Origin of the sequence: Congregibacter sp. (assembly GCF_047617445.1) — a bacterium.
In the GTDB taxonomy this organism is placed as follows: Bacteria; Pseudomonadota; Gammaproteobacteria; order Pseudomonadales; family Halieaceae; genus Congregibacter.
Map to the genome: position 1 here is coordinate 14,319 of NZ_JBLGBE010000008.1, position 19,254 is coordinate 33,572.

The 19,254-nt window shown below is 54.7% G+C and carries 13 protein-coding genes; 3 read left to right on the forward strand and 10 right to left on the reverse strand.

Annotated elements, in window-relative coordinates; all coding sequences use genetic code 11:
• Positions 1–63: 63 nt before the first annotated feature.
• From ACI9KD_RS03625 to ACI9KD_RS03635, 3 genes are read right to left on the reverse strand one after another with little or no spacing between them, the layout of a single operon-like run.
• Positions 64–1,017: a universal stress protein gene (locus ACI9KD_RS03625; RefSeq protein WP_414979792.1), complete on the reverse strand. Its 954-nt coding sequence runs from the start codon at positions 1,015–1,017 to the stop codon at positions 64–66.
• A gap of 2 nt (positions 1,018–1,019) precedes the next feature.
• A complete protein-coding gene (locus tag ACI9KD_RS03630) occupies positions 1,020–3,563 on the reverse strand; it encodes a YbcC family protein (RefSeq protein ID WP_414979793.1) in 2,544 nt (847 codons plus the stop codon).
• Between the two features lie 20 nt (positions 3,564–3,583).
• A complete protein-coding gene (locus tag ACI9KD_RS03635; RefSeq protein WP_414979794.1) occupies positions 3,584–5,191 on the reverse strand; it encodes an NADH-quinone oxidoreductase subunit L in 1,608 nt (535 codons plus the stop codon).
• Positions 5,192–5,325: 134 nt separating this feature from the next.
• Here ACI9KD_RS03635 and ACI9KD_RS03640 point away from each other — a divergent pair, with 134 nt between their 5' ends.
• Complete coding sequence (locus ACI9KD_RS03640; protein ID WP_414979795.1) at positions 5,326–6,219, forward strand: LysR family transcriptional regulator; 894 nt, start codon at positions 5,326–5,328, stop codon at positions 6,217–6,219.
• Positions 6,220–6,232: 13 nt separating this feature from the next.
• Here the strand turns inward: ACI9KD_RS03640 and hppD are convergent, their stop codons facing one another.
• Positions 6,233–7,318, reverse strand: a complete 1,086-nt coding sequence (gene hppD / locus ACI9KD_RS03645) for a 4-hydroxyphenylpyruvate dioxygenase (RefSeq protein WP_414979796.1) — start codon at positions 7,316–7,318, stop codon at positions 6,233–6,235.
• A gap of 141 nt (positions 7,319–7,459) precedes the next feature.
• Here hppD and ACI9KD_RS03650 point away from each other — a divergent pair, with 141 nt between their 5' ends.
• Entirely contained in the window at positions 7,460–7,930 is a 471-nt protein-coding gene (locus tag ACI9KD_RS03650; protein WP_414979797.1) for an Lrp/AsnC family transcriptional regulator, read from the forward strand.
• A 50-nt stretch (positions 7,931–7,980) separates the two neighbouring features.
• Here ACI9KD_RS03650 and dbpA read toward each other — a convergent pair whose 3' ends face one another.
• From dbpA to ACI9KD_RS03670, 4 genes are all read right to left on the reverse strand, one after another.
• On the reverse strand, positions 7,981–9,369 hold the full coding sequence (gene dbpA, locus ACI9KD_RS03655; RefSeq protein ID WP_414979798.1) for an ATP-dependent RNA helicase DbpA: 1,389 nt from the start codon (positions 9,367–9,369) through the stop codon (positions 7,981–7,983).
• Between the two features lie 133 nt (positions 9,370–9,502).
• A complete protein-coding gene (locus ACI9KD_RS03660) occupies positions 9,503–12,520 on the reverse strand; it encodes a TonB-dependent receptor (protein ID WP_414979799.1) in 3,018 nt (1,005 codons plus the stop codon).
• A 156-nt stretch (positions 12,521–12,676) separates the two neighbouring features.
• The gene (gene ilvB / locus ACI9KD_RS03665; RefSeq protein WP_414979800.1) at positions 12,677–14,536 is read right to left on the reverse strand and encodes a biosynthetic-type acetolactate synthase large subunit; all 1,860 of its coding nucleotides are present in this window, start codon (positions 14,534–14,536) and stop codon (positions 12,677–12,679) included.
• 13 nt (positions 14,537–14,549) lie between these two features.
• On the reverse strand, positions 14,550–15,830 hold the full coding sequence (locus tag ACI9KD_RS03670) for a serine hydrolase domain-containing protein (protein ID WP_414979801.1): 1,281 nt from the start codon (positions 15,828–15,830) through the stop codon (positions 14,550–14,552).
• Positions 15,831–15,935: 105 nt separating this feature from the next.
• On the opposite strand from ACI9KD_RS03670, the gene ACI9KD_RS03675 reads away from it, so the two are divergent.
• Positions 15,936–17,378, forward strand: a complete 1,443-nt coding sequence (locus ACI9KD_RS03675) for a serine hydrolase domain-containing protein (protein ID WP_414979802.1) — start codon at positions 15,936–15,938, stop codon at positions 17,376–17,378.
• 45 nt (positions 17,379–17,423) lie between these two features.
• Here ACI9KD_RS03675 and folD read toward each other — a convergent pair whose 3' ends face one another.
• Together folD and purU are read right to left on the reverse strand one after the other, a co-directional pair.
• The gene (gene folD / locus ACI9KD_RS03680) at positions 17,424–18,317 is read right to left on the reverse strand and encodes a bifunctional methylenetetrahydrofolate dehydrogenase/methenyltetrahydrofolate cyclohydrolase FolD (protein WP_414979803.1); all 894 of its coding nucleotides are present in this window, start codon (positions 18,315–18,317) and stop codon (positions 17,424–17,426) included.
• A gap of 15 nt (positions 18,318–18,332) precedes the next feature.
• Positions 18,333–19,193 carry a formyltetrahydrofolate deformylase gene (gene purU, locus ACI9KD_RS03685; RefSeq protein WP_414979804.1) on the reverse strand — a complete coding sequence of 287 codons (861 nt, stop codon included), beginning with the start codon at positions 19,191–19,193 and terminating at the stop codon, positions 18,333–18,335.
• Between the last annotated feature and the right edge of the window lie 61 nt (positions 19,194–19,254).

Below are 19,254 nucleotides of genomic sequence, written 5' to 3' on the forward strand. Positions count from 1 at the left end.
CGCCCTCCCCTGACAAACCAAAACCAGTGCGTCACAGGCTACCAGGAGAGACCCATAGCCTCATCAGGCTTGACGAGTAAACGTCAAGGGCGACACAAAGCCCGGGGGTTTGAGGGCAAGAACGGGCGTGCCAACACTGGCAAGAATTGACTCCGTCGTCGCGCCGATAAGAACACCCGGATTCGCCGAGGTGCCCACAGTGCCCAATACCAGCATGCTGGCATTGGTTTTTTCGACCATGCCCTTTACCGCCGGTACCGCAGGACTCTCAATGAGATGGGCTTTGACTCGCAGGGGATCGTCGGCCACGCTTTCAATACGCTGAATAATGCGTTTGAACCATTGTTCGCTATCGATTTGCTGCTGCTTGCGATACACCTGACGCTCGCTATCAGTCAGGTCAAGGGTCACATCGTCCAACAACTCAGCGCCATAGGGCTGCCAGGCATGCACCACGTGAACATCCCCGTCGCGAGTCAGAGCGAGACCCAGAGCTGACGCGGCAAGCGTCATCGCAAACGCTTCCGCCGCACGCGTACCGCTTGCCAGTTCTCTATCCAAGGCCAGAACAACATCATTGCTACGGCTTACTCGCTCAGGATGCAAGGCCCACACGGTACACGGACACTTGCGCATTAAGTGCATGCCGGTCGCGTTAAGGCCAATACCGCTTGCAACCTGGATTGGCTCGCTGATATGTACCACGAGATCGAAGTCTTGCTCTACAACCTGCTCTGTAATCGTGACAAAGGGGACACCGGTAAACACCGAGTAATCGATGACCGTGTGATTGGCAAACAGCTCACAGATACGACGCAAACGTTGGAAGGCGCGGGTCCAACGAAGCTTACTGACGCGCTCAATAACACCCCGATTGTCTTGCACCTCTGGGGCTGGTTCTACGACCTCACACACGGTAATCGCAGCGCCGTGCGCCCGCGCCACTGCTACAACTTGCTCGAGGCAGGCTTGATTGTCAGATTCTGCATAAATCAGTATGTCTCTAAACTGTTTCAATTTCAGGCCTCCGTCGGCGCTGAGTCTGTGGTTTCAGTATTCGCTGACTCCCACTGTGAATTGCCACTGTAGCGGGCAACAACTTTACCACCATCGTAAACCGCGAATAAACGAAGCCAGCCGTTATCTACGAGTTGCCGTAGTTGTTCGTGTTTATCCAGAATTCGGTTGATCGCCGAAATAGGCGCTGCGAGAAAAACTGATAAACGCCGGGGCTCATGAATAAATTTCTGTCCATCGTGCACTGACTGCATTGGAAGGCCGACCCGGAGGTCACCGCCGTTACCCTCAAATACACCGAGACTACCGCCCACTACATTGTGCAGCGTCTTGTTACCGCTTCCAAAGGCCGCATTGTCGACGGTAGACCCGTAGTACTGCAAACTAATCCAACTCGCCACCACCATCGGTGCGGTCATTATCAGCTCCAGCACGCTAAAGTCAGGATCTTGACGATAGTCATAGGAATGCAGGAACGAACGCCCCTGCAAATCGATGTTTCGAGTAATAGACCGTGGCGCGGCGATAAAGCCTGCACAGCCAGCCAGACCCCACTCTGGCCTCACTTCGCTCCAATCGCGACTTTTGGTGAGCATGCCTGCCAATGGATCTGTGCCCGGTGCAAAGGCCAGGAGTCTGCTGCGTTCTTGACGCGCCTGCTCGCCTGCCTCTAACAGTTTCGCCGCTAAGCCTGCAATGTCCTGTGCATGAGTTTCAGGCAACGACGGTAGATCAAAAAGCTCAACCACGTCAGTAGTCGTATTGTGCAGTGCCGCGACAAACATGGTGTCTTGTGGGATATCGATCCCTCGTTGTCTGAGGCCTTCGCGCACCGGCGGATTATTCAGAATCATTGCCGCCAAGCGCGCACTCGCCTCACCGGTTTGGCCACCACATGTTCCGCAATCCAGGCTCGTAGCATGTGCGTTATTGGTTGTAGAAGAGCCGTGACCTGCGAGCATAACCAGGCGCGCAAACCCTTCGGTGAGCGACATACCTCGAAGTATGGACTGCGCCAAATCTATCTGCTTCGCGATGCCAATGCCGCCACCGATGCCATCCACAGGCGTGAGCTGCGGGCCAAGGTCCTTAGCCAAATTTGGCGGCAATCCGCGGTGCACAGGAAGCGGCTCTGGGCGCGAGATACACAATGTATGGGCCGCAAGTTTAAACGCGTAAGCAAGCCCGTAGCTCTCGACGAAAACAAAGCATGACACAGCCGAGTTTTTGAACGCGCGCCAACCACTGCTCAAGTGACGACGCATCCGAATACGACGCGACAAGCGATTCGTCATTTCTATTGACTGTCCGCGTAGCGATTCCTGAATCGCGATCGCCGGCGATAACAACACAGGGCAGTGCGCCTTGGCACCCTCTCCCGCCAACGGTTGATACTCGATAGGCAGACCAAAGAAACCGGCAAAGCCAAGAGTCTCAACATCCGTACCCACATTCTCGAGAGCTCTGCGCAACACCTCAGAACGTACGTCAATACAAAACACCGCCTGTGTAGAAGGGCGCAGCAGTTCCCCAACGGGTGTGCTTTCATTTTCCGCCAAGGCATTAATAGCCTCCCGTTGCCAGGTTAGCTCAAACGCATCCTGGGCAATTTGATCGATTATTTCATCGCTGTTAAGAGGACGCTCGATATCGGCGTTGGCGACCTGTGACAGCACAGCTCGGCGCCAGGCTAGTTCTGCGCCGTCCCTGGCAAACTCCTGCATCAACACCCACTCCCAGGAGAGGCGTATGGCGAGCAGATCCACAACCCACTTGGGCGACTCGCCGGCCAGCTCCTGCCCCCAGCTTTGATAACGGGCATATGCCACCCAGCCACCAATACTGCTCAGGAGCCGATGGAGATACAAATCCAGTAAGGCTTCTGGTACGGCAAGCTTGCGCAGCACGAATGCGCACAGCGCTTCCGGGGACTTGGGCAAGCCGGCGAGTAACTCTTGAGCATTCCCAAGGCCCATAACAGTGTCACTGCAGTCTATGGCCATCTCTCGGCGCCATGCGTCGTAGGGCCGAAGATCGCTAAACGGCGAGGGCCAGATGGCCTGCCCTGCATCAAAATACCCCGAGGCCCAATGGGATACACGCTCGACTATCAATGAGGACCAATCGCGACCGCTAATTTGTGTAGCGATGTCAGCGCAGGTTGATATGGCGACATGCGAACGGCTATCACACTCCACCTGAAGCCCTTCGAGAACTGCCTCAAGGGTAATCTCTCCAAGGTGCGGACTTTGCGCAAGCGCGATGCACAGATCGCTCTCCTGCATACGCCCCGCCTGAAGCTCCTCGCGATAGAAACTCCGAGGCATCAGCAACTGAGCGTCACAGGCCAGAGAGACTCGTCGCGCGGCGTGTTCAAAACGCTCCTCCGTGAAACCCAAGAAAGGGTTTACCGCAACAAAGTGCTCCAGGGACCAAAGGGGGGCTACGCGCTTCACCGACCGTGCGAGTGCCTCGGATATTGCACTGGGGGCCGGAGCGCGATTACCCGGTAGGGTGGTGACTTTGGCCTTTTTGGGTGCCGCCATGGGAGTGTCCTCTTGAGAGCTCAACGCTGAGGCTCGCCGCTTACTCGCGGCATCTCTATCAACTGGTTAAAGAGTTGGTTTACGTACAATCCGTTGGAGAGATGCACCCAAAATGCCTGCCAGCGCTTACTGCTTCTGGCTGAGGGCGGGTACCACTGAATAACCGTCACCGCGCCGAAGGTGACGAGCATCAGGACCATCAAGGCGAGCTGGATAGAATCTAAACGGCCCGCGGCGGGCACACTGCTCTCAAAGACCATTGCCGTAAGTACCTGAAGCGTAAAGTACAGGCCTGCGACTACCGCTGCTGCACAAGTGGCGCGCGCAAGCACCAGGGCAGAAGTCTGTCCGCGGCTGGATTGAATCACTAAATGCATCACACCAAAGACCAATATGGCGCCCAGACCTACAATCGCCGGCTTGGTGGCTATGGTGATACCGATCAGGGTGCTCCAGAGTGCAAAAATGGCTCCGGCGATGAGCAAACTCAGCAGAATCAAAGAGGGTCGCACCGGGGCAGCATTCGCTTGAAAGCCATTACCGCGAGCCACATCCACCAAACTACCCGAGGAGAGGAAGGCGTGAGCCTTGTACAGTGAGTGCGCAACGATGTGCAACATGGCCGAGGAAAAGGCACCAAGACCACACTGGAGCAACATGAAGCCCATCTGCGCTACTGTGGAATACGCGAGGGCGCCCTTCACACTTCGCTGGGTCATCATCACGAGCGACCCAAACAACGCTGTCACACCACCGACTACCAGCAACGCATAAAGCGCAGGACCGCTCGCAGAGATCACATCCGCGAAACGAATGATCAGAAATCCCCCGGCGTTAACAATCCCGGCATGTAGCAGTGCCGATACCGGTGTGGGTGCCTCCATCGCCTCCGCAATCCAGCCGTGTGTAGGAAACTGCGCTGATTTCAGTAATGCCGCGAGCACCAATAAAAGAGCCGGTGCTGTTAAGGATAAATCTACCTGCCCCTGCGCTGCACTGGCGATACTAGCGATGTCTGTGGATCCTGTTGCCCTGACGGTCAACACGACAGCCAAGGTCAGCACCACATCACCGCTGCGAGCAATGATGAACTTCTTGCGTGCCGCAAGTTGCGCCCGGGGGCGATCGGGATAAAAAACCAGCAGTCGGTGCAGTGACAAGCTCATGCTGACCCAACCGACCAACAGGAGTACAACGTTACCCGCCATGGACACGACTGTTACCGCAGCCAGAGTTTGCATTAGGTAGCGAAGAAAGTCGGCTTGGCCAGAGTCGCCCGTCAAGTAGCTATGACTAAAGCGCAGCACCACCAGACCCACGAAGCTCACCAAGGCGGTCATCGTCACGCTCACCGCATCGATTCGCAGGGAGAGAACGTCAGCAAGTAGTCCTGGGGCGTGAAGCGTTGTAGGCCCATGGAGAACCAAAAACACCAATGCCGCTACGGCAGCCAACATTGCCCCGATACCGCCTGCCAGACTGACTCGTCGCGCACGTACCTGCCGATAGTCGCTGCCTGACCGGCAGAATGTGGCCGTCGTTAACCAGATAACTGGCAGGGACATCACCAACACGCTTAGGAATGTATTGATAGGCGTCGCTAGACTTGTCGCTATGGAGGTAATCATGGCTGCGCTACTCAATGCGTTAACTGAGCGCACTGTACGCAAAGCCGAATCAATATAAAAATAGAATGTTTTAACTAAAAGATTAATATATTATTAATCGATAAATTCTATTATCAACATGAATAAAACAATATATGCAATTGAATTATAAGCATTTAAAGTATTTTTGGACCGTAGCCAACGAAGGCAGCCTTACCCGTGCCTCCGAAGTACTTCACATCAGTAGCCCTGCACTGTCAGTACAAATCCAGAAGCTCGAAGAGCAACTAGGACACTCGCTATTTGATCGTAAGGGGCGGCAACTGATCCTGAATGAAGCCGGCCGAGTTGCTCTGGACTACGCCGATACGATCTTCGCTGCGGGCGCTGACCTCGTGGGAAGCATGCGAGGCATCGACGCCCGGGCTAGCAAAGTCATTCGTATAGGCGCCATGGCGACGCTTTCACGAAACTTTCAAGTCAGCTTTTTATCTCCGCTACTCACGCGCGACGATTTAGACATTGTGGTCCGATCTGATGGACTACCAGTACTACTCAAAGAGTTGGAAGACTTACGACTGGATGTGCTGCTCGTTAACACCCCCCCTACAATGAGCCATGACATCCCCTGGCTGACCCATCTCATTGATGAGCAACCCGTGAGTATTGTCGGCAGCCCCGCCCGAGTGAAAGCCGATGCCAATATCAAGGAACTGCTCACGACCCAACCATTGATTCTGCCCTCTGAAGCAAGCAGCATCCGCAACAATTTTGATGCCTGGTTGGACCGCAACGGCATACGCCCTAAAATTGTCGCCGAAGTAGACGACATGGCCATGATCAGGCTACTGGCCAGGGCCAATCATGGCATCGCCGTAGTCCCGCCCATCGTTGTGCGCGATGAGCTGGACAGCGGATTATTGGTCGAAGCGAAACACTTTGATGCACTGACCGAGAGCTTTTACGCGATCACCTTGAAGCGCCGATTTGACAACCCCTGGGTGCGCGCGCTGCTTGACGAACATTACCAGGCCAGCAGTACGAGTTAGGAGCTAAGGCTAACTATGCAGCATCGTCTGTTTGCAGCGCACCACGACGCATTTGATCGCGTTCCATGGACTCAAACAATGCTTGAAAATTTCCCTCGCCAAAGCCTTCATCCTCTTTGCGCTGAATAAACTCAAAGAAGATCGGACCAACCAAAGTTTCAGAGAATATTTGTAAGAGCAGACGAGGTTCGCCCTCGGTGTTGCCATCAAGCAAAATGCCGCGGGTTTTGAGTTCTTCCACAGGCTCACCGTGCCCTGGAAGACGCTCTTCTAACATGTCGTAATAAGTCTCTGGAGGCGCCGTCATAAAGGACAGGCCCCGCGCCTTCAAGCGATCCCAGCAGGCAGGGAGATCATCGCAGGCGAATGCTATGTGCTGAATCCCTTCGCCGTTGTACTTCATGAGGAACTCCTCAATCTGCCCCTCACCACCAGCTCTTCCTTCCTCGTTGAGCGGAATGCGGATCTTGCCATCTGGAGCACTCATAGCTCGCGACTTAAGACCGCTATACTCACCTTTGATATCGAAGAAACGCACTTCGCGGAAGTTAAACAGCTTCTCGTAAAAGTTGGCCCAATAGTCCATCCGGCCACGATAGACGTTGTGTGTCAGGTGATCGATAAGCTCAAAGCCGCAGCCTTCGGGATGACGATCAACGCCGTCCAGGTATTCAAAGTCGATGTCGTAGATCGCGGTGCCATCCTCATAGCGATCGATGAGATAAAGAATGGCGCCACCGATTCCACGAATGGCCGGCATTTTTAACTCCATAGGACCGCAGGGAATATCTATGGGCTGAGCGCCAAGCTCTAGTGCCCGCTCGTAGGCATGCGCGGAGTCGCGAACCCGAAAGGCCATCCCACACGCACTAGGCCCATGCTCTTCAGCGTAATAGTAGGCAGGTGAGGACTTTTCATAATTGATGATGAAGTTAATCCCGCCTTGCCGCCAAAGATCGACATTCTTGGTGCGGTGCTTTGCGACCAGGGAAAAGCCCATCATTTCAAAGGTCGGCTCCAGCACTCCATGCTCCAGCGCAGCGAACTCTACGAACTCAAAACCATCAAGCCCCATGGGGTTTTCGAATAAATCAGCCATGTACCGTCTCCGATAAGTGATTAGCAATAATTTAGAAACACAAGCCTACAGACTATCCATCGAAAGATTCCTTCTTTTTGTTGCCTTAAGTGGTCATAATTACTCATGATCTGCCGAATATTGTAGCTAATGAGCAATTTTATGTCTCACACACTAGATCGCACAGAACGCCGAATACTCGAAGCACTCCAGCAGGAGGGCCGTATGTCTAACGTAGAGCTGGCTCAAGCGGTGGGCTTATCAGAGTCCCCCTGTCTCCGGCGCGTTCGCGGGCTTGAGGAAGAAGGGGTCATTGCGGGTTATAGCGCCAACATCGACCAGCGGCGCGTGGGGCTGCAGGTGACGGCTTTTGTTCAAGTACAACTGGCGAAGCACGATGACCAAAAAACTCAGGCATTCCTTGAGGAGGTGGGTCGAGAGCGGCACATCATTGAATGTCACGCCATGAGCGGCGCCTATGACTACCTCTTAAAGGTAGTCGCTCAGAGCATGGACCACTTCTCGGAGATTGCGATGCAGGGGATACTGCGTTTCCCCGGCGTAAAGGGTATTGAATCAAGCTTTAGTCTATTGACGGTAAAGCAGGCCGCCCCCCTCCCTATCGGCAACTGACACAGCGAGCCTGCTGCGAGTGATAGACAGGAACCGATTCGAGTGAAATCTCAGCGTACTGTGCGAACACGAACACTCCGACCCTTGATCTTGCCATCAGCAAGATAACTCATGGCCTGACGTAGGGCGTCGCGCTCAAGGGCGACAAAACTCCATTGATCGAAAATCGAAATTTTACCAATCTGCGTTCCCACAAGGCCTGCGTCCCCGGTTAACGCGCCGAGGATATCTCCCGGACGCAGCTTTTGCTTACGTCCCGCGTCCAATTGAACCGTCACCATCGGCGCTTTAAGAAAGTAGTTTGGGTTTCGATCCAGAGACGGAAGCGTATCGCAGGCACAGGGTTGCTTTTGAAACTCCTCAATCCTGCGAATCCGCGGAGTCTCCGATGGAATCACGATACTCATAGCAAGACCCGTCTCCCCCGCTCGTCCGGTACGGCCGATGCGATGCACATACACATCCGGGTCCCGGGGCAATTCATAGTTAATCACCATGGCAAGAGCCTTGATATCCAGACCTCGAGCAGCCACGTCCGTAGCAACCAGTACCGGGCAGCTGTTGTTGCTGAACTGCACAAGCACCTGGTCCCGCTCGCGCTGCTCCAGGTCACCGTGAATAGCCCGAGCCTCGATGTCGTACTCACGCAGGACCTTAGCCACCTCGTCACACTGCTTTTTGGTATTACAAAACACCACGGCGTTCGCCGGCTGATAATGCTCAAACAGCGCAAGAAGCGTGGTGTTACGCTCATGCTTTTGCACTTCAAAAAACAGCTGCTCAATGACTTCTTCTGCATGAGCAACGTCTTCATCCGCCGTCACCATGGTGGGACTACGTTGAATCGAGGCGCTCATTTTGCGAATATTTTCGGGGTAAGTCGCAGAGAAGAGAAGCGTTTGTCGAGACTTGGGTGTCTCGCTAATGATGCTCTCCATGCTGTCAGCAAAACCCATGTCCAACATGCGATCCGCTTCATCAAGCACCAGCACCTTGAGGCCATCAAGGCTCAGGGTTTTTCGTTGCAGGTGATCCTGAATACGCCCGGGCGTACCTACCACGATATGCGCGCCGTGCTCCAAAGAACCTACCTGTGGTCCAAAGGGTTTACCACCGCACAGCGTCACAAGCTTGATGTTGGCCATACGGCTGGCGAGACGTCGTAACTCGCCGGATACCTGCTCGGCTAATTCCCGTGTGGGACAAAGCACTAATGCCTGCACCCCGAAAAAGCGCGGGTTAATCGTTTGCAGCAGACCGATACCAAATGCTGCCGTCTTACCACTACCTGTGCGGGCCCGGGCAATCACATCCTTGCCCTTAAGCACCAGTGGCAGACTCTGAGCCTGTACCGGCGTCATACGCTCATAGCCCAAAGCGGCCAAGGCCTCAAGTTGTGCCGGAGCAAGTGGCAGGGTGGTGAAGGCGGAACTACTCATACAAATTGCCTGATAATAAAGCGCCGAGCATAACAGAGCGCGTCAACCGCACGGGGTCCGCGCAGTTTCAAAAGAGAGTGACAAAAAAGCCCCGAGGTCCTGCGACGACGGGGCTTCGAGACTAGCTGCGGTATTAGAAGCTGTAGTTAACCCCTACACGCATACTCCACAATGAGGTGCCGCCTACACGCTGCTGCGAAGCACCGTTGTCCAGATCAGCCTGAGTCACACCAGGACGATTGGGCTGACGAAAGACGCCCCACTCGTCGTTGACGAGGTTGGTCAGGTTGTCCACGACAACAAAGAGGCTGCCGCGATGCTCTGGGCTAAATCCTGGCAAGTCCTGCGTAATACGCATATCGACCTTGCCGAAGGAAGAGCCCGTCTCTCCGTTACGCTCTCCACCGACAGGCAGTACGTTGGGCTCGAAGTCCAGGAAGGGCTGGAAGCCAAAGGCACCGATGGTGCCATCAGCACCGTCAAGCGTCAGACTGTAGGGCAGGCCAGAGTTCCACTGACCAAAGAGCGATACGCGCGTCTCATAGCCGTTAAAGAAGTCTGCGGTATAGTTCAGTACAGCAGTAACGCGGTGCTCAATCTGCCAGTCCGAAGTTCCCAGCTCATCTCCCTGTGGATCTTCAAAGGCCCGGAAGATGTAGTTGGAGAACGCCACCGATGATCCCATGGGATTCACATCTTCTGCCTGTGTCCAGGCATAACCGACGCGCAGGTCCAGACCATTATCCCAGCTCTTGAAGCCGCTAAATGACAGTGACTCGGACTCATTCCCGTTCTTGGCGTTAGTCAGAACAAACGAGGCATCGCGCACGCTGTCGAATACGGGATATCCCTGATCGTTGGTACCGACTTGCTCAAGATCGCCGCGCTTGTAGACCGCAGTGTCTTCGCCGCGACTAATTTGCAGATCGGCGGTTACCGTCCAGTCCATAGGCGCGTACCAAGTCACGCCTGCTGTGTACTTCCATTCGCTGGGAACTTCGAAATCGGGATCAAGATAAACGATTTCAAAGTTGCTACCGTCGCCAGCAGACACGATATCCGCAATGTCCTGTGGCACACAGTAACCTGGACCTGAGGGAACGCCCTCTTCACAGTTCACGTAGTTCTGCGAAAACAGGTCAACGCCATCGATGCGCGCTTGCACGGCAGTCGTAGAGGTATTGCTGTAGGTGTTGGACAACCACACGTTCGGGTTACCACCAGAGAACAGGCCTGCGCCAGCGCGCAGCTGCACTTCTTCTGAGAAGTCATAAGCGACGCCGAATCGCGGCTGAATCAGATCACGGCCATCCAGCGTTTGATCGTTGCCAAAGCCGTAGCTGTCCTGAAAGCTCTGATTCAGATTGGGCGCATCACTGGTTTCGTAACGATCGTAGCGAAGCCCAAAGGTCATGGTCAGCTTATCGTTTACCTGCCACTCATCCTGCAGGTAAAGATAGTTGATGGCATAGCTGAAGGACTCGGCAATATCATCCTGATTGTTAGAGAGCGCGTTTCCGTAGTACACACGGTCGGCCAGACCATCGCGCAGGTTATCAATGCCGTCGAAGCGGATCTCTGTATCTACGTGCTGGTAGAAGAGGTTGAAGATGTCGTATTCCTCACGCTCGATACCACCGGTAATCGTGTGAGCCCCAAGCTGGTAACGACCGCGAAACACTAACTGGTCAATGGTGTAGTTAAGTTCGTTGGCATGTCGGCTGTCGTCGCCACCGAAGTACACGTCAGCGTTTTCCAGCTCGACCCGGATCTCACCGAAGTCGTTGCCCGCGCGTGGCGCCTGAAGAAAATTAACGTCTGTGCGTGCAGCACGCAGCTCGGTGGAGAAGTTAGGTGTCCAGTCGGAGTACAGGCTGGCAATCATTGTCTCCAGCTCAGCGCCGCGATTGTAAAAGTGATCCGCGAATTCGAACTCGTTCAGGTCACCGTCCGACTCCGTCACATTGAAAGAATCGTTGTAGTTATACGTCAGTGCTACGCGCTGAGTATCAGTAGCGTACCAGTCCAGTTTGGCGATATATTTTTCGTCTTTAAAATCAAAGGTACCCGGTGAGCTGGTCCCGGGCGCGTAGCCGTAGACGTCGTTCGCAATCTGCCTGATCTCATCAAGCTGCGCCTGACTGACCTGTACTTCGTTGATAGCGCCCGACCCGATCGCACCGCGGTTGTTGAAGTCGACACCTTCGTACTTTTCGTATGCTCCATAAAAGAACAGCTTGTCTTTAATCAGCGCACCGCCAACTTCAAAGCCGTAACGGGTCTCGTCATAATCGGGTACTTCGACACTCTCACCTTCAAGTGAATCACCCTGCATGGCGTCGCTGGTGTAATCCATAAACACCGAACCGAAGAGCTCGTTACCGCCCGATTTGGTCACCGCGTTGATGTTACAGGCGGAGAATCCACCGTAGACAACGCTCATGGGCGCCATTTCTACTGCAACACTGGATACCGCATCGAAGGGGAAAGGCATACGCTGCGTGGGATAGCCATTGGAGTTAAGACCAAAACCGTCATTCAAACGAACACCATCAAGCGTGAGGCTGTTAAATCGTGGGTTTGCACCGTTACACTGGATTGCATCGGCACTACCGGACTGGTCGATATAAATTCTCGGGTCCTGCCCAATAACGTCGGTGATGTTTCGATTAATCGCCGGGGAATCCTGCAGGTCGCTCGCACTAAACACAGCGTTTGGCCCGATAGCGGTGACAGCCACGTTCACAGCACGGCCCAGCACCACAACCTCTTCCAGACCACTGCCAAGACGATAGTTCATCTCCGCCGATTCGCCGACGGTCAATGGCAAGCGTTCAGTGCGCGCGCTGCCCTCCCCCGACGCTTTCACCGAGACACTATATTCAACGCCCGCAGGCAACTGACGAACAAAGTAGCTGCCCGTGTCATCTGTCGTGGCACGCTTGGTGAAACCCGTAGAAAGGCTCTTGATTTCGATTTCGGCGCCAGAAATAGCCTGGCCGCTGGCATCGGTGACCACGCCACGAACTGCTGCACTGGTTTCCTGTGCATAAGCTGGAACTGCGAGAGTGGCGCCGGCGATTACGGAAGCGCCAGCAATAGCACGCACAAGCGCTTTGCGAGCAAACAATTGAGAAAGGGATTTCTTCACGGAAGAGCCTCCGAAGTGGGATGGGATGATCAGTTCGAGACAAGAGTAGAACTCAAGGTTGACAGAAATGTTACAGAGTTCTGGAAAAGTTCCCCAGTGGTAATAAGACCATTTTTTGACCTTGAAGCTCAGTGACAGAGCAAAATCCGGCTCAATCTAGATATTACTGCCCTGAGCGCTGGAATCACTTTGAGCCAGATCCTCGGCGCTCATAATAATGTCGGGGTAGCTACCGCCGGCAGGAATCATCGGATAGACGTTCTCCTCCGCATCCACAATAACGTCCAGTAAGTAAGGCTCGTGGGGGTCAGCCAACATCCGTGCGATGGCTGCCGGGAGATCCTCAGCGCGGCGCACTCGCTCCGCCGTCACGCGATAGCCCTTCGCGATACTCAGAAAATCTGGATAAATGTCCTTATCGTCGCTGGACTTGACCGCCATGGGGTCAGACAGATCAGATCCGGCTCGATGTGAGTCATAAATCATGTCCTGCCACTGCCGGACCATGCCTAACCATTGATTGTTGATCACCACCGTTTTGACACCAATACCGTATCGATGGCAGGTCGATAACTCATGAATCGTCATATTAAGGGAACCATCGCCGTCGATATCAATAACCTGACGCTCTGGGGCGGCCACTTTAGCGCCGATAGCCGCGGGCAAGCCGTACCCCATAGTTCCAAATCCCGACGAACTCAAAAAGGAGCGCGGCTGTGTGGAACGATAAAACTGCATAGCCCACATCTGATGCTGGCCGACGCCCATAGACACAATCGCCTCTCCGGCAGTAGCCTCGCTCAGCGCACGGATAACATGCTGGGGCTTTAAGCCCTGAGATTTCGACTCGGGATAGGGATATTTCTGCTTCCAATCATTGACGGTCGCCACCCATGGACGGGAAGCAACGGGATCGCAGGCATCCAACATTTGCTGCAAAGCCGGCTTGAGATCAGCTTGGATGGGCAATGTGACCGTCTTGTTCTTGTTGAGCTCACTACGGTCGATATCGATGTGTACGATGCGGGCATGCTTGGCAAACTCGGCAACATTCCCCGTAACGCGATCGTCAAAGCGCACACCTAAAGCGAGCACCACATCCGCCTCGTAAATCGCTCGGTTCGCATACTTGGCGCCGTGCATTCCAAGCACATCAATAGAAAGCGGATGATCCGGCGGAAAACAGCCCACACCCATAATCGTCCAGGTCACAGGAATCTGGGCCTTTTCGGCAAAGGCCAGTAAGGTCGCTTCGCCTTCGGCAACGCCAATGCCACCACCGGCGTAGATCACAGGACGCTCGCTTTCGCGAATCAGGCGTATGCACTCTTCTAGTTGAGCTGTCTCCATACCGGACATGGTCGGTTCTGGTGCTTCAATGACCGCCGGAATGCGGGGGACCAAATAGTTACCGTCCGGATCCTTGGGATACTGCTGCTGTATGTCTTTGGGGATATCTATCAACACCGGGCCCGGACGATTACCACCAGCCAGACTAAATGCTTCTCGAACCACCTCTGGAATGTCACCTACTCGCTTAACGAGATAATTGCGTTTGGTGATCGCGTCGGTAACTGCAACGATATCCACCTCCTGGAACGCGTTTTTACCCAGCAGGTGCGAAGGCACATTGCCAGTAATCGCGACCAATGGTGTGGAGTCGCTGTTTGCATCCGCAATTCCGGTGACCAGATTCGTGGCACCCGGCCCTGAGGTTGCCAGGCAAACCCCCGGACGCCCGGTAACTCGAGCATAGCCCTGGGCAGCATGCACAGCGCCCTGCTCATGCTCTGTGCGAACACAGCGAATACCAAACTGCGGCAGCACATCGAAAATCTCGAGATTGGCCCCCCCGGGATACCCAAACAAAGTGTCCACGCCTTCGGCGACCAGGCATTTAGCGAGAATTTGAGCTCCCTTGAGTGCTGGCTCCTTGTCATCACTCGCGGACGAGGCAAGCGCGCCTCCCGTCACCGTATCGCGAGTTTCGTAAGTTAGACTGTCTCCCTGAGTCAAGGTCTCTCCCGAGTTATTCTGAGAATCTGATGCTGTCGTGTGCGTGCATTCTAGTACTTTGAGGGCCCTGAAGCTCACGCACAATGGCATTAAAAAAATCGTACTCGTCGATCACGTCAGTTCCCACAGGCTTGGGCTGCGCTCCCCACATGGCAATAACCGTACGGCTGGCCGGATGCACATAGACAAACTGTCCAAAAATACCGATGGCTGAATAGGCGCCATCGTCCAAAGGCCACCACATATAGCCATACTCAACGGGCTCCCCCTCGATCTGCTTGACGCTAGTGGCCGCCTCTACCCAGCCTGGAGGCAGCGTCTCTTCGTCGTTGATTAGACCTTCATTGAGCATGTAAATGCCAAAGCGCGCATAGTCGCGAAGCGTCGCTGACAAGCCACTGCCGCCAATCTCCAGGCCGTCGGGAGAATCAAGCCACCAAGTCGCGTCTGACTCCATGCCAAAGGGCTGCCAAATCGTTTGCGATAGGTAATCCGCTACGGGCATATCTGTGGCAGCGGCCACCAACGCACCGACCACCTGTGTTTCTCCCGTACTGTAGTTCCAACGCGACCCGGGTTCGGCGGCCCGGGAGAGACTCCCCATGAGATCAAGAATCGCACCAGGCTGCTGGCTAATTTGGGCCTCCAACATTGCCCGTCGATCAGAGGCCGGGTCGGTGTAAGTCTCATTCCAGGCAACACCGGACGCCATCTGCAGTAAGTGCCGCACGGTTACGCCGTCATAAGCGCTACCGGCGAACTGCGGCAAATACCTCGTCAATGGATCATCAATAGATTCGATGTGGCCATCATGAATCGCGGCACCCACAAGCGTCGCAACCATAGATTTAACAACCGACATGGACATCCATTGGGTCTTGGGGCTATTGCCAAAAAAATACCGTTCGAAAACGACCTCGTCCGCATTGACCACCAAAACCCCGCCAACACGGTTTAAGGAAAAGTAGTCGTAGAGATCCCAGGTTTTACCGCGAGACGCAAACTGGAAGTTCTTCAACGGCTCCTTGGCGATGGGCAAGGGATAAGGTTCTCCTCCCGCAGCCACGATGCGGGTGGGAAACAGCCTATGAATGTTTCGAAAGGTCCTTATCTGCTCATCCGGAAACAGCGCTCCGTCATAGACCTGGCGCACATTCCCAATAGACTCCCCCTCATGAATATAGCCCTGAGACGTATCTGCGGCTGAGGGAGTTTCGGTCCCGAGTGGGTCGCCCTGGGCAATCCCACAGGCCGAAATTAGTACAAAGAACAGTGGTGCCAGTCTTATCCGCATGGGCTGTATCCTGCTGCGTTGGCCGTAATTTGCAGTCTATCTCGGATTGCCAGGCCAGGTGCTCTATTGTGTATAGTCTCCATTTTGCACAGCAGCGGAATTCCCATGTCAAAGCTCTTCCCATCACTTCTACTGGCCATACTAAGTGTGACATCGCTTGCCGAAGAGGAAAGCTATGATTACTTTTTGGCAAATCGCCAACTGATTCGCAACGGCGTGCAGTCGCTGCTGACCTGCAATGGTCTTTACACATCGCGCCGGAACCTCGATCAGATATTCGCGCAGGAGCTCGCCTATCTTGGAGAGCACGTTCTGGGGGATGCGACGGGGGGTCCCTACACCTTGTATCCGCGCGAGCAGGCCATCAGTGTCGGTGGCGATGCCAACGGACCCGCGGTGATTTCGGCGTTCCGCCAGGGTATAGGCTGCGTGGTTATGGCGCCTAACATGACTTTGTCGGATATCGACAAACTGCCCAAATTGGACATGCCCTACCCCAAGTCTGACCCGCGAACGCTTCCCTGGCCCCAAGGCGATGCCAACGCCGATATGCCGATTCCGGCTACGCTTAACGCCGAGGCGCTAGCGCAGGCTTCTAACTGGGCTTTTGATCGCGCCACAGAAGAACAGGACACCCTAAGTTTACTGATCATCCATCAAGGCAAAATCATTCACGAACGCTATGCGCAGGGTATCGATCAAAGCACTCGCACTCGAACCTGGTCCACGGCGAAGAGCATTGGGGCCACACTCATAGGCATGCAGGTTGATGCCGGCAAAATGTCGTTAGACACCCCCGTAGACATCGACTGGCTCCCAGCGGTATCTGGCGGAGAAGACCCCAGAAAGGCCATCACCCTGCGGCAGCTGCTGAATATGACAAGTGGCCTGTATCCCGTGGACAGCTTCAACATGGAATACGCCACAGGCTCCGGACTCGCCTACTGGGCGGGTGCGAGTTCCGTAGACGGAGCTCGCAACCGCGGACTGATACGCGAGCCGGGCAGCTACTGGGAATACGAGAATTACGACACCTTACTGGCGGTCAAAGCATTCAAAAACACGCTCCCAAGCAATAGCGCGTATCGGGAGTTCCCTAGAAAGCGCCTGCTGGACCGCATCGGTATGCGTAATACACTGCTATCGGCGGACCGCTTTGGCGATTTCATACTGAGCAGCCAGGCGTATACCAACGCTCGAGATCTTGGCCGCTTTGGCCTGCTCTACCTTAATGACGGCATGTGGAACGGTGAGCGCTTGATTTCCAGTGACTGGATCAGCTTCTCCCGAGCACCAGCACCAGCCAGCGCGTCTCGCGGCAACGATTACGGCGCGCAATGGTGGCTGGTACCCGATGATCGCAAAGATGAAGTACCCGCGAATGCCTACAGCACTGCAGGAAACCGTGGTCAATACGTCATCATCGACCCAGAGCACGATCTTGTGATCGTGCGTCGAGGTCTGGACTACGGCAAGCAGGGATTTAATCGCTGGGATTTACTACGTGAGGTGCTCAAGGCTTTCCCGGAATCGCCGGAACCGTCTTGATCGCCGACAGACCCCACTCAGCTTATGAAAACAGCAGCTTAGGACCTAAGACAGTTCGCAGACGACGCGGTGCTGCCGGCACGCCGCGACCACAGTATTGCGCAGTAGACAAGCTATGGTCATGGGCCCTACCCCACCTGGCACCGGCGTGATTGCGCGCGCTCTGTCCGCGGCTTCGGCAAAGGCAACATCACCCACCAGCCGTGTGTTGTCCTGGCCCTCGACCTCTACGCGATTGATGCCGACATCTATCACCACCGCACCTTCTTTAACCCAAGCTCCGCGCACCATCTCTGGCCGCCCGACTGCTGCCACCAGAATATCGGCGGTTTGACATAGCCCGGGAAGATCTCGAGTCTTGGAATGCGCCACGGTAACCGTGCAGCTTTCGGCGATGAGCAGCTGCGCCATAGGCTTGCCGACAATATTGCTGCGACCGACCACCACTGCATGCTGCCCCGCCATACCCTCAGGAAACTGCTCTCGCAACATCATAAGACAGCCCAGCGGTGTGCAGGGAACCAGTGCGGTTGGATCACCGTTGGACAGACCACCAGTGTTCATGGGATGAAAGCCATCAACGTCTTTTGCGGGGTCGATAGTTTCGATGACAAGCTGCGCATCAATATGTGCAGGGAGCGGTAATTGCACGAGAATGCCATTGACGGCGTCATCACCATTGAGAGAGCGAACCAAGTCAAGCAACTCACGCTCACTGGTGCTGGCGGGCAGCTTGTGCTCGAAACTCCGCATGCCGACCTCAGCCGTTTGCTTACCCTTGTTGCGCACGTAGACCTGACTTGCCGGATCTTCTCCTATCAGTACCACAGCAAGCCCGGGCACCCAGCTATGCTCTGCGTCGATGCGGGAGACTTCGATGGCCAGTCGTTCACGCAGCGCGAGTGCCGCTGCTTTGCCGTCGATGATTGATGCGCTCATGAATACTCCAAAAAGTTAAAGAATAACGGTCCTCTGACCATTAAGTATGACGCGTTGCTCGCAGTGCAGACGCACAGCCTGGGATAGCGCCGTAGCCTCAGTATCGTGGCCTAAATGGACCATCTGCTCCACCGATATCTCGTGATCAATAGGGCGTACTTCCTGCGCGATAATCGGACCTTCATCCAAGTCAGCCGTCACGTAATGCGCGGTAGCACCAATCACCTTGACCCCGCGATCATAGGCTTGATGGTAGGGCTTCGCACCCTTGAAGCCGGGCAGGAAAGAATGATGGATATTGATCGCCCGGCCAGACAGCTGTGCACAGAGATCATCAGAGAGTATCTGCATGTAGCGGGCAAGCACCAGCAGGTCGGCCTCACAGTCTTTCAAGATAGAAAGTAGCTTTTGCTCCTGAGTCGGCTTGGTTTCTCGCGTAATGGGCAGGTGATGAAAAGGAATGCCGTGCCACTGGCTCAGCGCGCGGCAGTCCTCATGATTGCTAAGCACCGCAACAATATCCGCGGGCAGGGCTCCCGCCCGCTGCTTGGTCAATAAAGCAGTAAGACAGTGATCATAGCGCGAAACAGCGATGACCACCTTAGGCAAGGCGGTCGCGCAGCGAAGCGAATATTCCATCTGCAAATCATCGGCGACAGGCAGCAGTCTGGCTTTGAACTGCTCAAGACTGCAGCTCATACCGCTTACGTCGAACACGCAGCGCAGAAAAAACGTATTGGTCACGGGGTCTGTGTAGTTAGAAATCTCGGTGATGTTGATCCCACATTCGTAAAACAAATTCGAATAGCGAGCCACCACGCCGATGGAATCGGGACAAGAGAAGGTCAAAATATAGGATTGCGCCGAATCGCTCACGTCACCACTGCCCTGTTTGGAATGTCATCAATTGGATTGTCATTACTTAGATCATGAGCCC

Excerpts from the sequence above, each read along its gene's own strand:
- ACI9KD_RS03630 (WP_414979793.1), bottom strand. The coding sequence starts at position 3,563 with ATGGCGGCACCCAAAAAGGCCAAAGTCACCACCCTACCGGGTAATCGC.
- ACI9KD_RS03635 (WP_414979794.1), bottom strand. The coding sequence starts at position 5,191 with ATGATTACCTCCATAGCGACAAGTCTAGCGACGCCTATCAATACATTC.
- ACI9KD_RS03640 (WP_414979795.1), top strand. The coding sequence starts at position 5,326 with ATGCAATTGAATTATAAGCATTTAAAGTATTTTTGGACCGTAGCCAAC.
- hppD (WP_414979796.1), bottom strand. The coding sequence starts at position 7,318 with ATGGCTGATTTATTCGAAAACCCCATGGGGCTTGATGGTTTTGAGTTC.
- ACI9KD_RS03650 (WP_414979797.1), top strand. The coding sequence starts at position 7,460 with ATGTCTCACACACTAGATCGCACAGAACGCCGAATACTCGAAGCACTC.
- dbpA (WP_414979798.1), bottom strand. The coding sequence starts at position 9,369 with ATGAGTAGTTCCGCCTTCACCACCCTGCCACTTGCTCCGGCACAACTT.
- ACI9KD_RS03670 (WP_414979801.1), bottom strand. The coding sequence starts at position 15,830 with ATGCGGATAAGACTGGCACCACTGTTCTTTGTACTAATTTCGGCCTGT.
- ACI9KD_RS03675 (WP_414979802.1), top strand. The coding sequence starts at position 15,936 with ATGTCAAAGCTCTTCCCATCACTTCTACTGGCCATACTAAGTGTGACA.
- folD (WP_414979803.1), bottom strand. The coding sequence starts at position 18,317 with ATGAGCGCATCAATCATCGACGGCAAAGCAGCGGCACTCGCGCTGCGT.